The following is a 15,070-nucleotide window of genomic DNA, read 5'->3' as shown; positions in this document are numbered from 1 at the left end:
CTGCAGTCTTCCCTTCGGAGATATTAAACTGGCGGGAGTTGTTGCGTGGTCCAGCCGCCGCCGAGGGCTTTAATGAGCAGAACGCTGGCCTGCTGTCGGCGGAGCTGGATGGCGATGTCATTGCGCTCGTTCTGCAGGGCAACAGTTTGCGATGTGATGACCTGCAGGTAGGTGTCGACGCCGCCTTCATAACGCGTGGTGAAAAGGTCGAGGGTCTGCTCGGCTGACTTGGTAGCAGCATGTTGCTGCGCAGCTTCCTGCTGAAGGACGCGGAGAGCCGCCAGGTTGTCTTCTACCTGCTGGAAGCTGGTGAGAACGGTCTGCCGGTAGTTGGCCACGGTTTCGTCATATTGGGCACGAACGATGGCTACGTTGGATTTGCGGCGGCCTGCGTCGAAGAGCGTCTGCGTGAGCGTGGGGCCGACGGCCCACAAGCGGCTAGGCCAGGTGAACCAGTTGAGAGCGGAAGTGCCGAGGAATCCAGCGGTGGCAGAGAGGCTCAGCGTGGGATAGTAGGCAGCCTGCGCGATGCCAATCTGTTCATTCGCTGAGGCCATGTGGCGCTCCATGGATGCGATGTCAGGGCGGCGTTCGAGAAGCTGCGAGGGAATACCGACTGGAATTGCAGGCAGGATCGAAGAGTCGTTGCCGTGCGGCAGAGGATCGAGATGGAAGTCAGCGGGTGGCTGGCCGATCAGTACGGCAATGGCGTGCTGTGCCGCGGCACGGTCGTTGGCGAGATCGGTCAGAGTGACCTGCGCGGCGTCGAGCTGGGTCTGCGCCTGGGAGACATCGGAGAGCGGCGCAACGCCTTCGTCATAGCGGTCTTTGGTGAGTTTGAGCGCCTCGGAATAGGCTTTTACAGTGTCGTTGAGGAGTTGAATCTGCGCATCGGTGGCGCGGAGGTTGAAGTAATCGAGGGCCAGCTCGGCCTGAAGACTGAGACGGGCTGTGGCGAGATCGGCTGAGGCAGCCTGTGCCTGTTCGCGAGCTGCGGTTATGCCGCGACGGATACGTCCCCAGAGATCGACTTCGTAGCTAAGGTCGACCGGAAGTTCGAAGCTGCCCTCGCCTCCATTGATGTTGTTCTGACTGACATAGGGTTGATTGGCAGATTCACGAACGGCACCGATCGAGGGCGCAACGGAAATGGTAGGCGCAAGATAGGATTTGCTGACGCCAATGGCAGAGCGCGCGGCGCGGAAGTTGGCCTCCGCTGCCTTTAGCGTCTGGTTGGCTGTGGCCACCTGCTCTTCAAGATGACCTAGCACAGGATCGGAGAAAAGCTGCCACCAGTCTCCTTTGAGGTCTGCATCGGAAGGGGTTGCTGTTTTCCATTGGCCCGCATCCGGGCTGGACGAATCGGCTGAGGGTGGAGCTTCCTGATAGGCAGGCGGTGCTGCGGCCTGCGGACGGACGTAGTTGGGACCAACCTTGCATCCGGTGAAGATTGCTGCCAGAGAGAGAAGCGTGAGCGGAATGAGTCGTTGCGGTCTCATTCGCCACCCTGCTTTCCGGGCTCCATAATCTGAACTTCCTCACCTTGGGCAATGGAGTCAGGAGGATCGAGAACGACGGCATCCTGCGGCGTGAGGCCCGAGGTGACTTCGACAGAGCTCCCGTAATCGCGGCCGATAGTGATGGGCACAAGCACTACATGGTTCTGGCGAACGACAGCGGCGCGCAGACCCTCGGCGCGGAAGAGGATTGCATTCGAAGGAAGTGTTACAGAGTGCGGACTTCCCGGCAGATCGAGGTGCACAAAAACATAGGCGCCTGGGAGCAGATGGCCGTTGGCATTATTTACGTCTACTTCAACATTGAGTGTGCGGGAGATGGGATCGATAGCGCTGCTGTTGCGGACGACCCTGCCTTTGAATGCTTCGCCGGGGCGGTCGGTTTCTGTCAGAGCTACGTTTGCTCCGTCTGACACCGTGCTTACGTAGGCTTCCGGTACGGCAACATAGACGCGCAGGGTGTGGATGGAGCCGAGATGAAAGAGCTCCTTGGTCGTGGTGTTGGCGCCTGCTTCGATGAGCGAGCCTACATCGATGTTGCGCGCGGTGACGACGCCGTCAAAAGGAGCGACAACTTTTTCAAAGTCCTGCATCTGTTGCAGACGACGAACGTTCGCTTCGCTGGCAGAGACGGCGGACTGGCGCGCGGCCATATCGCTGATGGCCTGATCGGTTTCCTGCTTCGAGACAGCATTCTTGGCAAGAAGATTTTGCCAGCGTTTGCTGGTGATTTCGGCGATGTTGAGATTCGCCTGCGCGGTCTTGAGATCAGCTTGAGCCTGTTGCAACTGCTGGTCGAGTTCAGGAGTCTCGATCTCGGCCATGAGCTGGCCAGCGTGTACGCGGGCTCCGATATCGACATACCACTGCTTGATATAGCCGCTGGTACGGGCGTAGATTGGCGTGTCCAGATAAGGCTGAACGTTGCCGGGCAGGTCGATGGTCTGCACCTTGTCTCCGGATTTGGGGTAGGTTACACGGACGGAAGGGATGGAAGTTGCATCTGCTGTTTTTTCCAGTTTGTTGTCAGCGGCGATGCGGGAGCGGATGCCTACGGTGATGCCGAGGGCCAGCAGAATAACGACGATGCAGATGATCCAAATGGCCAGTGCGCGCGAACCGGATGGACGGGGTGAACCTGTCGGTGCGGGCGGCGCCGGGGCCTCATGTGGAGCGTTTGCCGGTTGGCTTTCTACTGGTATGTTTTCCTGTTCCATTGTTTCTCGCATTCCTAAGTTAGCTTCCCGCCTCAGGCAAATTGTGTGTCAGTTTCTACCGACGGCTGCGCGGCACGGTGTGATTTGCCGTGATGAACCAAGGCAAAGACCGCCGGAACAAAGTTAAGGGTTGCTATGGTTGCGCAGATCAGACCACCGATAACAGCGCGGCCCAATGGAGCATTCTGTTCGCCGCCGTCACCAAGACCGAGAGACATGGGCACCATGCCGATGATCATGGCGAGAGCCGTCATGATGACGGGACGGAAGCGTGTTGCGCCTGCTTCGATGGCGGCGCGAACAGCATCACCATGCTCCTGCAACTTGGTTTTGGCAAACGAGACAACCAGAATGCTGTTTGCCGTGGCTACACCCATACACATAATGGCTCCCATCAGGGCCGGAACGCTCAAGCGGGTATGGGTGAAGAAGAGAAAGACAACGATGCCCGCCAATGCCGCGGGCAGAGCAGTGATGATAACGAACGGATCGAGCCATGACTGAAAGTTGACAACGATCAGCATGTAGATGAGAACGATGGAAAAGACCAGGCCTCCGACGAGTTCGGTGTAGGAGTGGCGCATGGTTTCCACCTGGCCACGAAGGTCGACAAAGGTGCCACGCGGCAAATGCTTGCGGATCGAGTCGACGATCTTCTGAACATCGTTTGCGGCTGCGCCGAGTCCGCGATCCTGCACGGAGGCGTAGATGTCGACGACGCGACGGGTGTTGTAGTGAGAGACGACGGCCATCTCTTCATTGCGATGAATCTGGGCTACGTCGCCGAGCATCTCGGATGGCCGCGATGCTTCGCTTCCTTCATCACCCTGCGGATTGGCAGGACTGGTTTCTGAGGCGCGATTGATGGGAATATTCTGGAGATCCGAGAGCGAGTCCATCTTGTATTGCGGTGTCTGGGCAACCATGTTGTAGTTCACATGATTGTGCCAGTTGAGGAAGAACATAGGGGAAAGCTGGAAGCTGCCGCTGAGGGTGTTGAGGACGCTGGTTGTAACATCGCGCTCTGTATAGCCACCCTGCGCCGCCTTGGTGCGTTCGACATCGATATCGAGTGTTGGGTAATCAAAGGGCTGCTGTATGCGGATATCCGCGAGGCCGGGCACGCGCTGAAGCTGAGGCAGTATCTGATTCGCGAGCTGTTCGCTGGTCTTGACGTCATTGCCTTCAAAGCGAATGTCGATAGGAGCCGGCAGACCGAAGTTGAGGATCTGTGCGGTGATATCGGCCGGCAGGAAGTAAAAGGTGGCCTGCGGAAAACGCCGTGGAAGCTCGAGCCGCAGCTTGCGCACGTAATCGGCGGTTGGGTGATGATCCTCCTGCAGGCTGACCATGATATCTGCGTCCGCTGCTCCAACGGTGCCGGAGTTCATGAGCTGCGTATTCATTGCGCTGTAAGGCATGCCGATATTGTCGAGGATGCCACGCATCTCGGAAGGCGGCACAGTCTGACGGATGAAGTTTTCGACTTCATCGCAAAGGCGCGCCGTTTCTTCGATACGTGTTCCTGTAGGAGCGCGCATGTGCAGCGTGAACTGACCGCTGTCAACGGCAGGGAAGAAGTCCTGTCCCAGCCATGGGAGAAGTAAGAAGGTTAGGAGGCAGACGGCAAGGAAGCAGGGAATGAAGAGGACACGGGCGTGGACGAGTCTTGTCAGCAGCCCTTCATAGGAGTTGCGAAGGGCGAGAAATCCGCGTTCGAAGCCCCGCTGGAAGCGCGCGAAGATACTTGTGCTGCGCTTATGGTGTTCCTTGACGCTGAGCAGGTAGACAGCAAGCGTGGGCACAAGCGTTCGCGAAAGAAAGTAAGACGCCAACATGGCAAAGATGACCGCTTCGGCCAGTGGAACGAAGAGGTATCGCGCCACACCATCGAGGAAGAACATGGGCAGGAACACAATGCAGATACAGAGTGTGGAGACGAATGCAGGTACGGCGATCTGTGCAGCGCCTTCAAGGATTGCTTCGCGGAGAGGATGACCTTCTTCAAGGAAGCGCTCGATGTTTTCGATGGTGACCGTGGCGTCGTCCACGAGGATACCGACGGCGAGAGCGAGGCCGCCGAGGGTCATCGTGTTGATGGTTTCACCCAGGAAGCTGAGGACGATAACCGAGGTGAGGATAGATAGCGGAATAGAGACGGCGATGATGAGGGTGCTGCGCCAGCTGCCAAGGAAGAGCAGAATCATCAGGCCGGTAAGCGCGGCAGCCAGAATCGCTTCGCGAACGACACCATTCACGGCTCCGCTGACGAAGACTGATTGGTCTCCGATGGGAGTCATTTGAAGCTGAGGAGGCAAAAGCTGGGCAATGCGTGGCAATATCGCACGTACACCTTTGACAACGCTGATGGTGGATGCCTGTCCATTTTTAAGAATAGACATCATGACGCCGCGTTGGCCGTTGTGACGCACAATGTTGGTTTGCACCTGGAAGCCATCGCTTACTTCCGCGATGTCGCGCAGGTATGTGGTCACACCATTCTGCTGCTTGATGGGAAGATCGTTAAGCTCCTGAATGGTACGCGGCGCGCTGTTGGCCCGCACGTCGTATTCTTTCGAACCGATCTTGATGGTTCCGGAAGGAGTGACGACGTTCTGGGTCGCGAGAGCGTTGAGCAAGTCGCCGGGTGCAATCTTTCGCGACTGCATGGCGGCCTGGTCGAGATTGATGGTGATCTGGCGTTCTTTTCCGCCATAGGCGGACGGGACGACAGATCCGGGAACAGTGATGATCTGCGGATGAATGAAATTCTGCGCGTAGTCGTTCAGGCTTTGTTCGCTCAAGCCTCTGCCGGAGATGCCGAGCTGCAGGATGGGCACGCTTGATGCGCTGTACGTGATGATTTCCGGAGGGAGGATGCCGGGAGGAAGCTGCTTGAGCAGATATTCGGAAGCCGCGGAAGCTTCGGCTGTCGCGGCAGCGATATTAGCGCCGGGCTGGAGATAGACGCGTACGACAACGAATCCGTTGTACGTGGTGGATTCAATGTGCTCTACGTTGTCGATAAAGTTGCTGAGAGACTTCTCAAATGGGGTGGTAAGGCGGCCTTCGAGTTCTTCCGGATTAAGTCCGGTGTATTGCCAGCCCAAGGAGATAACCGGAATGTCGATGGCCGGAAACATGTCGACCGGCGTTCGCATGATGATTACAGGGCTCAGGATAAGAATAAGTAAGGCCAACACAATGAAGGTGTATGGCCGGTCCAGAGCAATTCTGACGATCCACATCTGGGTTTTTGTCTCCTACGTCAGCCAGGCATTGGAGTGCCAGCGCGAAAGGGGCTATTCCGGGGACTGCGTTTGCGCAGTCTCATTCAGATACTCAACTTTAAGCCGTCGAGCCCAGAGATGCCAGTTTTAGGAGAACATCATCGATCCTGACAAGAGCCTGACGTTTTAGTTACAAATAAGAACTACGGGAGTGCGATGGTCGAAGCTAGGGTAAATTCAAATATGGAAAGAGGATAAACGCTGAGGCGGACGATGCTGATACTGATCGTCGAAGATGAAAGCAAGCTGGCTAATGCGTTGCAGCAAGGCCTGCAGGAGGAAGGGTACGCGGCCCATGTAGAGCTTTCCGGTGAGGATGCTCTCAAGTGGCTTGAGCGCAATACCCCTGACCTTGTGCTGCTGGATGTAATGCTGACCAAGCGAAACGGAATAAGCGTACTGCGCGAGTTTCGGCGGGACGGCTTTAAGATGCCGGTGCTGTTGTTGACAGCGCTGGACTCGGTGGAAGACCGTGTGCTGGGGCTGGATGCCGGAGCGGATGATTATCTGGTCAAGCCGTTTGCGTTTCCTGAACTCGTGGCGCGTGTGCGGGCGCTGCTGCGCCGGACCAGTTCAACGCCGCAGACATCGCTGGATCTTGGCGATCTGCACATGAATCTTGCAGGGCGCACGGCAGCGCGCAGTGGTTCGCCTCTGGAATTGACGAGCCGGGAGTTTGACCTGTTGGAATATTTGATGGTCAATCGCGGACGTGTGGTGTCGCGCGAAATGTTGACCCGCGATGTGTGGAAGGAAATGCTGCGCTACACGTCGCTGGATAACGTGATTGATGTGCAGATAGCCCGGCTACGGCGAAAGATCGACGATCCATTCGAGAAGAAGCTGTTGCACACGGTCCGGGGAGTAGGATTCGTTTTGCGGGAAGAGTGATGCCTTTCTCTGAGAGCAACGGAAGGCTTTTCTCTGCGAGAGAGAAAGATGCGCTTTGCGGGAAGAGAAATTCGCTTTAGACGCAGCTCGGTAAGCCTGCGAATGCGGCTGACGCTGTGGTATGGCGGCGCTTTTGCCGCGCTTCTCGTAGTTTTTATCGGCGTTGCTACCTTTGTGCATTACCAGCAGCTTGTCAAGCAGGTGTATCACAGCGCGACTCAAGAGCTGGAAACCGCGGAAGGCCTGCTCGTACCGGCGCCTGATGGGCTAGTGACCCTGAACGAGGATTACTTTAACAATCCACAGATGCGATTGCGGCTGGAACGCCTGCTGGAAGTGCTGACTGTCGATGGCAGGGTGCTTTACCGCAACAAGAAGCTGCACGATGAAGACCTGGGAGGGCCACCGCTGCCGAACGAAGGCAGGGGCACATACAACGAGCGGATTGTCCGGCTGGAGGATGGGCGGCGAGTGCTCGTGGTGAGCCATTACCACCGGTTCCATGGACAACCCTTGATCCTGCGGCTGGCGTATGACGAGGCTCCGATAATCTCGAGCATTACCCAGTTCGTTGAGGTGCTTGCGCTGCTGGCTCCCTTGGCAGTGATTCTCGCGATGTGGGTAGTGTTTACCGTCACGGGCAGAGCGTTGTCGCCGCTAAGCAGAATGGTGAGGCGCGCAGAGTGGATTACGGCTGAGCGGCTCAGTGAGCGGCTACCTGTGCACAATCCAAAGGACGACCTGGGTCACGCGGCGAGGGTGTTTAACGAACTACTGCAGCGGCTGGAAGACTCGTTCCGGCAATTGAAGAGATTTACTTCCGATGCTTCGCATGAGCTGCGCACACCGCTGGCGTCGCTACGCAGCATTGGAGAAGTCAGCCTTCAGACGCAGCACTCGCCGGAAGAGTATCGCGAAGTGATCGCAAGCATGCTGGAGGAGGTGCGCAGGCTGACGCAGCTGGTGGATAGCCTGCTGGCGATTTCACGCGCCGATAGCGGGCAGATTCAATTAAAGACGATTTCTTTTCCGCTTCTCGATCTTGTGCATGAGGTTGAGGCGCTGGTAGGGATTCTTGCCGAAGATAAGCATCAAACGATCCGCATAGCCGGGAATGAGGATATCGTTGTGCATGCAGACCGGGGCATTCTGCGGCAGGCAGTGTTGAATGTGGTGGACAACGCGATCAAGTATTCGCCGGAGGGAAGCGAAATTACGATTGCTTTAGAGGCGGAATCACAAGGATCTCCTGAGCGGGCTGTGATTTCGGTAACAGATCAGGGCCCTGGTATTCCCGAGACAGAACAAACGCACATTTTTGACCGTTTCTATCGCATCGATTCGGGCCGTTCGCGCGATCACGGCGGCGCTGGACTGGGGCTGGCGATTGCGAAGTGGGCCGTTGAGGTGAACGACGGCACCATTGCGGTGTTCAGCGAAGGCGCAGGCAGTTGTTTTTCGATTCGGCTTCCAATTGATCGTCAGATTGCTTCTGTTGCCGAGCAGGCTCAGTTGGCGGCATCGTGATACGAGACGAAATCGAAGGCCGAGCGGAAGCTGGAAAGAGGAAGCCAGAAAACCCCATCGGGGCCGGGACGAAAAGCCCACGGATTGCGTAGCTCAATCGCGCCGCGCGAGAAGTCGTAGTCGAGCACGGTGTAGGCATGAGAGGCCACGAACCAGTCCGATCCATTGAACGAACTGGATGCGCGTGTACCGGCAACCGCTGCGGCGCGATTGGTATGTACGGCTTGGAGAATATGCATCAGGTTATAGTCTGTGACGGCTGAAGAGTTTGCACTGCCGAGCAAGGCTTGCAGAACACTGATAGGAATGCCTCCCTGGCCGAGGCCGCGATAGGCTCCGAAGACTTCGCCGTTTTTCTGCACGGTAGCTTCAATGGCGTTGTAGAGCCCACCACGATCGAGCAGGCCGCCGATGACCTGAGCCTGCGCTGCGGGTATGCCCAGTGCGTGGATCTCGCGGGTTAGATTCGCGTCAAAGCTGGCGAGATCAATCTGTCCATTCTGGCCGACAACGGAGCGAACTGCGCGGTCGTAGGCGAGCAGCAGAGGGCCTGACTGCTGCAGCATCGAGAGAGCCACGGGCTTGGCGAAAGAAGGGATCGAGGTAGAGTGCTGGACCGCTTCGATCATGCTATGACGTAATTCGCGCTGGGCGTAGCCTCGCATCAGGACCGTTACCCAGACACCTTCGGAGCGATCGTAATTATGGCTGCGAGCGTATTCGACATCGCTGCGGTAGACAAGCTCCTGCGGTCCATCGACGAAGTGAACCTGAAAGCCGCGCTGGAAATCGCCAGAGATCGCACGGCGAATTGCATCGGGATTGGATCTGGCGACGGCAGCGAGTGAGGCGTGAAAGAAGCAGCTTCCCAACGTACCTTGACGAACCGCGGTTGGGCTTACTCCGCTGGGGCCGTAAAGGCTTGTATCTGCCTGCGCTGCGGATGAGACAACCGTTATGGACGCAAGGAAGAAAGCAAAGAGAAAGCAAGCGATTTGTGAAATCGGACCTGAGACGGAAAGAGATGGCTGGCGCAATGGGAACTCCCGGCCTGCATGGATGGCAACGCTGTTGTTGAGAGCGCCAGCCGCTTCGGCGGGGCAGAAGCATGCGCGCTAATGTTGCGGTTGAAAGACCTGGTTGATGACATCGACTACCTGACCTGGTTCGGCGGTGTCCAGGAACTTATTGGCAAAATCGAACACAACAATTGCTTTCATAGAGCTTGGTTTTGAAGCGCCGTTGCACTGATCGCACTCCACAAGGTCGAAGGTGACTTTGTCCGACTTCTGATTCACTTCGAACTTGGTGATGTACATCTTTTCGCCCTGATTGAGGAAGCGTGAGCCAATGGTTGTGGTGGAGCAGGTACGAGAAACACTAAGGTTGCCGTTTTTGAAGGTGTTGTCGCAGGCTTTGGGCAGCTTGATCATGAATTTATGAGCGCCAGGAGGCTCCGTGGCCATGATGCCGGTTTTCTTGAGAACGACGACGGTGCCAGCCTCAAGAATTTTGAAGCCGCCCGAATCAACGCCTGCGCGGGAAACCTTGTACATGGTCTGGAGTTGATCCTGGAGGGAGGGTTGGGACTGGTCCTGCGTGAAGGCTGAGTTTGCGATGGCGGCCAAGACGATTAGTACAGCAGCAGTGCGAAGCTTAATCCTGTTCATCCCAATATCTCTAGTGTGAAATTGCTGGCTGGCGATAGCGCCGGTAGCGTTGTGGAATGGAAGATATAAAAGGCCACGCGGGAGAAACCGAGCGGTGTCTCCCGCATGCCTGGTCTAAACGAACGAGATGTTGCGGAGGGAGCTATTCACCGCCTCCAGTAGCTGAAGCCTGCATGCTCTTTGCAGCGTCAGACTGTTGTTGAATCGCGCCGGCTACAGCGTTCGGGTCATCCGGTGTTGCCTGACCGAGTGCGTTGGCAGTCCGTCCGGTGTCGGCAATGGCCGGGAAGCCGTTCTGGCCCTGATTGGCTGCCATGGCGTCCATGCCTGCCTGCTGTGCCTGCAGGAAGTTGTTATACCAGTCCTGCAATGTATCGACAGAGAGCCGGACCCTTGCGTTCATGGGGCAGTGGCTTTGCGAAGGCACGGCGATGGTAACGACGGTGACGGCTACTGTCTTATTGCCGTCCGGGGTAGTTTCTTCGCGGCGTACGAAGTCACCGCCGACCAGCGCGCACGGATGACCACCATTGTCGGCTTCCACATCGGAGTAGCTCTGGAAGACGCTGAAGTTCGGGCTCATAGCGCCGGTTGCATCATCCGGCGGTTGCTGTCCGGATGCTTCGGCCTGTTGCTCAGCGGCAGTAGCCTGGACCTGTTGCGCATAGGAGTCGCGAACATCCTGAGGAATGGGCTGCGGCGTTGCGTCCTGCTGCTCGTCTTGTCCGGCGGTGCCGTTGGTGACTGCGTCGGCACCTGCGTCCTGCTGAGCCTGGTAGTTTGCCTGCAGGTTGGAGTTGATGATGTAGTCAGCCATCCAGGCATTTGGCGATGCATATGTCGGTTGCGGGGCGAAGTAGGCGCCGTAACCTGCGTAGCCCGGCGATGATCCCCAGGAGAAGGCGAACGCGGGACCGGCCCAGCCGCCTATAAAGACTCCGTAGAAAGCAGGGTGGTAATAGTAGGCCGGAACGTACACCGGGTAACGGCCATATCGATATAGATGATCGCGATAGACGAAAGCGCGGACGTGGCCATGATCGTAATACGTGCGCTCATGGAATCCGGGACGGCGAAGATCGCGCTCTACGAAGCCGGTGTGTCCGTTGGTAACGGTGTGAACCGGGTGGCCGAACTCCATGCGCGTCTGCTCGTAGCGTGGAACGCCTGTGGGTGAGTTGTGAACGACGAGACGGCTTCCGTCTGGATTAACACGCGACATGGTTATGACGCGGCCAGTGCGAGGGTCCGATGAGCCGGCCTCGCCGTGTGGGCCTACGAAGTGGCCTCTGGCGTCGGGATGAAAAGCCGGACCCGTATGAGCAGGCATGGTATGCGGTAAGTTGCCGGGAGCGGGATGACCGTCACCCATGGGGATGGCGCGGTGGTCACCACCTGGGAGAGCTCCACGGTCGTTGCCGGGGAGTGGATGCTGCGTGCCTGGTAAGTTGCTGGGGCGCGTTTGAGGGTAGCCCGGCTGACCGGGCCGGACCGGCATGCTCGGGCGGGCAGGCATACCAGGACGCACATTCGGATTGGCCGGCTTGGCGGCCGGTTGTTGCGGTTTGACTGCCGGTGTGGCTGGGCGCGCAGTAGGTTTTGGGGCGGGCGCAGGTTTTGTAGGGCCGGCGAAGGCACGGGCGCTCGCCGCAGCGCTGAATGCTAGAAACGCGGCGACTACTGCTGCCATCAGGGGTCCGGCGCCGAAGGATGGAATTCTGAGCTTATTCATAACGAGCTCCTCCAAATTCAGTCGAGCGGTAGATGCGAAGTTGAACCTGAAGGTACGTCCGCACTGCACTTCCGGAGCCGGCTCACTCATTTGATCCTCGGACCGGTTTTGCGCTCTTCCTACCATAAAGAGCGGAGAACGGCGGCGATCTTGCTCACGCCTTTCAAAAAAAGGGATGGCAATTACATCAACACGGGGGCGGGAATTCATCGTAACACGGAGTCTGTAGAAGGATTTTGAAAACTCTCGTTTGTACTTAGGCCTTGTGATGCGATGAAATCGGCAAATCCCTCTAAATCCCTGCCTTCCTATAAGGAAAGTGTTGGATCGGTGTGAATCGTCTCTGCTTTCCGCAGGAAATATCTGCAATTTTCGCCGTGGCGAAGATTTGCGGGTAATGACAGCGGAAGGGAAGTGAGCAGAAGCATTTCTGTTTTGCGCTCTTATAGATGAGTCAGCAAAGTTGTGAAGGGTGCGCAGCTAGGAGATCCGATGGATAGGACACTCAATCAATTCACCAGCCGGCAATTCATCAGCAATGAGCCTGTTACCCCGTGCTCTAATCTGTTTGCCATCTCGAACGGGAGATGGGACAATGACGGTGTTTCTCAAGGCCAAGACGCACGGTTCTCCTCCCTCGAATCGAATCGCGGCCCGCATATCGGGACATCCGCCGGAATGAAATTCTGCCCCATCTGCGCGACGTCGTATCCCGCGAGTCACCGCACTTGCCCGACGCATGGTGCGGTATTGATTGAGACAACCGAGCTGGCGCCGGGAACGATGATTCGCGACTGCTACCGGATTGAGCGGACGATCGGCAAAGGCGGCATGGGCATTGTTTATCTTGCCGAACATACGCTATTGGGTGAGCCGAGGGCGCTGAAGTTTCTCTCCGGCAGTCTGGCTTCAAACCCCACATTTGTTCAGCGGTTTTTGCAGGAGGCGCGCGCCGCCAGCAAGTTGCGGCATCCGAATATCGCGCAGACGCTGGAACTGGGGCAGGCCGAGGATGGCAGTTTTTATATCTCGATGGAGTTCGTCGACGGGCCGAGCCTGAGAGCTTTGCTGGACCAGTCGCCCAAGGGGTTGCCGCCAGCGCGCGCGTTCAATATCGTTCGCGGGGTTGCCGAAGCGCTGGGTGCAGCGCACGCGAAGCGGATGGTGCATCGCGATGTGAAGCCGGAGAATGTGCTGCTGGCGTGGACTCCTGAGAGCGAGACGGCCAAGGTGGTGGATTTTGGCATCGTGGCGCTGTCGGATAGCGTGGGCCGGTTGACCCAGACCGGCCGGCCGCTGATGACGGCGCAATATGCGGCTCCGGAGCAGTGGCGAGGCGTGATTCCGCCGTCGGAGTTGGATGGACGGACTGATCTTTACGCGCTTGGCTGCATGTTTTTTGAGACGCTGACGGGCCGCTTGCCTTTCAACGCGGAGACGTACGAAGGCTGGTTTGAGCAACACGTGCATACTGTTCCGTCGGCGTTGAGCCAGGTAAATCCAGATCTGGCGTGCTATGCGGGGCTGGATGCGCTGATGTTCCGGCTGCTGGCAAAAGAGCGCGAGCAGCGTCCGGCGAATGTACACGAGTTTGTTTTTGAACTGAACCGGATTACTGGATTTGCGCCTGCTGGAACGGGGGCCATCTCAGGTTTTCCGCAGGGACTTCCCTCGGGTTATTCCTCGGGGTCTCAAGGCGGGTTTTCGTCGGGGCCGGTATCCGGGCCGGGTGGCGGATTCGATTCCGGCTCGCGTGCGAGGACGATTCTGGACGTGGGCTTGCCGGGAGTGGCGTCAGGACAGGTCTATTCGGGAGCTGCCTCGTCGGGACCTGCTTCTTCCGGGCCGCCGCCATTTGTACCTCCTTATGGGCAGCAGAACTACCAGCAGGCTCCGCAGTTGATGGGTAATCCGGGAGCACCGGGGTTTGCACAGGGCAATGGCGCCGTTGCGGGATATACCACTCCTTCGGCGGGATCTGGGCCGATCAAGCCCGGCGGCCTTTCGAAAGGAATGAGGGTGTTTTTAGGGGTGGCTGGCGCCCTTGTAATCGTGGTTGGAATTGTCTTCGCGATCGTAGAGCAAAAGAAGAAGAACGAGAGCCTTTCGAGCGAGACCAGTTCAGCCTCATCCGCTGATTCGACGTCGAGCTCGACAGGGACGGCAACTTCTCAACCGCAGATATCGAAGCCTGATGCAAGCAAGCAATTTCCAAGCTCCTTCCCCTCGCAGCCCCAGACGGCGAATCCGGTTCAGAGCGAGACAGGCGATGCGTCGGCGACGGCGAAGCGGGCGATCGCACTCTACGACAATAAGCAGTACACCGAAGCAGAGCCGTTGTTTGAGCAGGCATGCAACGGCGGTCATGCCGATAGTTGCGACTATCTCGGCTGGATGTACGAGTATCAGCTTGGCGTGCAACAGGACTATTCGAGAGCGATCACGCTGTTTGAAAAGGGATGCGGGATGGGCAGCATGGCGGCCTGCAACAACGAGGGCGTGATGTATGAGGACCACACCGGCGTTCCGCAGGATTATCAGCGAGCCTTGTCTCTCTACACCAAGGCATGCGACGGCGGGCTGGCTATCGGGTGCGACAGCCTGGGCTCGATGTACCAGTCGCATGAAGGAGTTGCTCAGGATAATTCGCGGGCGGTGTACTACTACAGCAAGGCTTGCGATGGCAGCAATGCCGCGGGCTGCAAAGATCTGGGATGGATGTATCAGTATCATCTCGGCGTTGACCAGGATTATCCAAGGGCGGTTCAGCTTTACGGAAAGGCCTGCGACGGCGGCAATATGCAGGGCTGCAACAACCTCGGCTACATGTATCAGCATGCGTATGGGGTGCAGCAGGATTACCAGAAAGCCATCTCGCTGTATACACGGGCCTGTGCAGCGGATGAAGCGAGTTCTTGCAACAGCCTGGGTGTGATGTATGAGGAGCACCAGGGAGTTACTGAGAATGATTCCCTGGCTGTGAGCTATTACGAAAAGGCATGCAATTTGAATAACCCGAACGGCTGTTCGGATCTGGGAAACATGTACCGGCAGGGCAAGGGAATTCAGAAAGATCCGGTCAAGGCGCGGGAGTTTCTTTCCAAGGGCTGCAACCTGGGCAGCCAGTGGGGTTGCGATAGTTTGAAGGACATGAAATAGCAGAGCGGCGAGCGGTTTGTGTGGTACTGATACTCACTTTTTCTGCCGTATACTTTGGAGCGACGGG

At 57.4% G+C, this 15,070-nt stretch carries 9 protein-coding genes; 3 read left to right on the top strand and 6 right to left on the bottom strand.

Going from position 1 to position 15,070, the window contains the following annotated elements; translation table 11 throughout:
* Positions 1–23 precede the first annotated feature (23 nt).
* The 3 genes from OHL22_RS24795 to OHL22_RS24785 are packed head-to-tail and all read right to left on the bottom strand — an operon-like array spanning position 24 to position 5,982.
* Positions 24–1,499 carry an efflux transporter outer membrane subunit gene (locus tag OHL22_RS24795; protein WP_263342588.1) on the bottom strand — a complete coding sequence of 492 codons (1,476 nt, stop codon included), beginning with the start codon at positions 1,497–1,499 and terminating at the stop codon, positions 24–26.
* A complete protein-coding gene (locus tag OHL22_RS24790) occupies positions 1,496–2,746 on the bottom strand; it encodes an efflux RND transporter periplasmic adaptor subunit (RefSeq protein ID WP_263342586.1) in 1,251 nt (416 codons plus the stop codon). The genes OHL22_RS24795 and OHL22_RS24790 overlap by 4 nt, the downstream gene beginning before the upstream one ends.
* Before the next feature lie 20 nt (positions 2,747–2,766).
* Complete coding sequence (locus OHL22_RS24785) at positions 2,767–5,982, bottom strand: efflux RND transporter permease subunit (protein ID WP_263342584.1); 3,216 nt, start codon at positions 5,980–5,982, stop codon at positions 2,767–2,769.
* Positions 5,983–6,237: 255 nt separating this feature from the next.
* Between OHL22_RS24785 and OHL22_RS24780 the strand changes: the two genes are divergently transcribed.
* On the top strand, positions 6,238–6,915 hold the full coding sequence (locus tag OHL22_RS24780) for a response regulator transcription factor (protein ID WP_263342582.1): 678 nt from the start codon (positions 6,238–6,240) through the stop codon (positions 6,913–6,915).
* Positions 6,916–6,963: 48 nt separating this feature from the next.
* The gene (locus tag OHL22_RS24775; RefSeq protein WP_263342581.1) at positions 6,964–8,442 is read left to right on the top strand and encodes a sensor histidine kinase; all 1,479 of its coding nucleotides are present in this window, start codon (positions 6,964–6,966) and stop codon (positions 8,440–8,442) included.
* Here the strand turns inward: OHL22_RS24775 and OHL22_RS24770 are convergent.
* The 3 genes from OHL22_RS24770 to OHL22_RS24760 all read right to left on the bottom strand — a co-directional run bounded on the left by OHL22_RS24770 (position 8,424) and on the right by OHL22_RS24760 (position 11,844).
* The gene (locus OHL22_RS24770; RefSeq protein ID WP_263342579.1) at positions 8,424–9,479 is read right to left on the bottom strand and encodes a calpain family cysteine peptidase; all 1,056 of its coding nucleotides are present in this window, start codon (positions 9,477–9,479) and stop codon (positions 8,424–8,426) included. The two genes, OHL22_RS24775 and OHL22_RS24770, sit on opposite strands and share 19 nt — an antisense overlap.
* 78 nt (positions 9,480–9,557) lie before the next feature.
* Complete coding sequence (locus OHL22_RS24765; protein ID WP_263342576.1) at positions 9,558–10,112, bottom strand: hypothetical protein; 555 nt, start codon at positions 10,110–10,112, stop codon at positions 9,558–9,560.
* 142 nt (positions 10,113–10,254) lie between these two features.
* Positions 10,255–11,844 carry a hypothetical protein gene (locus OHL22_RS24760; RefSeq protein ID WP_263342574.1) on the bottom strand — a complete coding sequence of 530 codons (1,590 nt, stop codon included), beginning with the start codon at positions 11,842–11,844 and terminating at the stop codon, positions 10,255–10,257.
* Between the two features lie 492 nt (positions 11,845–12,336).
* Between OHL22_RS24760 and OHL22_RS24755 the strand changes: the two genes are divergently transcribed.
* A complete protein-coding gene (locus tag OHL22_RS24755; RefSeq protein WP_263342572.1) occupies positions 12,337–15,003 on the top strand; it encodes a serine/threonine-protein kinase in 2,667 nt (888 codons plus the stop codon).
* The last annotated feature ends 67 nt before the right edge of the window (positions 15,004–15,070 follow it).

It is taken from the genome of Acidicapsa dinghuensis (genome assembly GCF_025685685.1).
GTDB classification, from domain to species: Bacteria; Acidobacteriota; Terriglobia; order Terriglobales; family Acidobacteriaceae; genus Acidicapsa; species Acidicapsa dinghuensis.
This window is presented reverse-complemented; position numbering and strand designations above follow the sequence as displayed.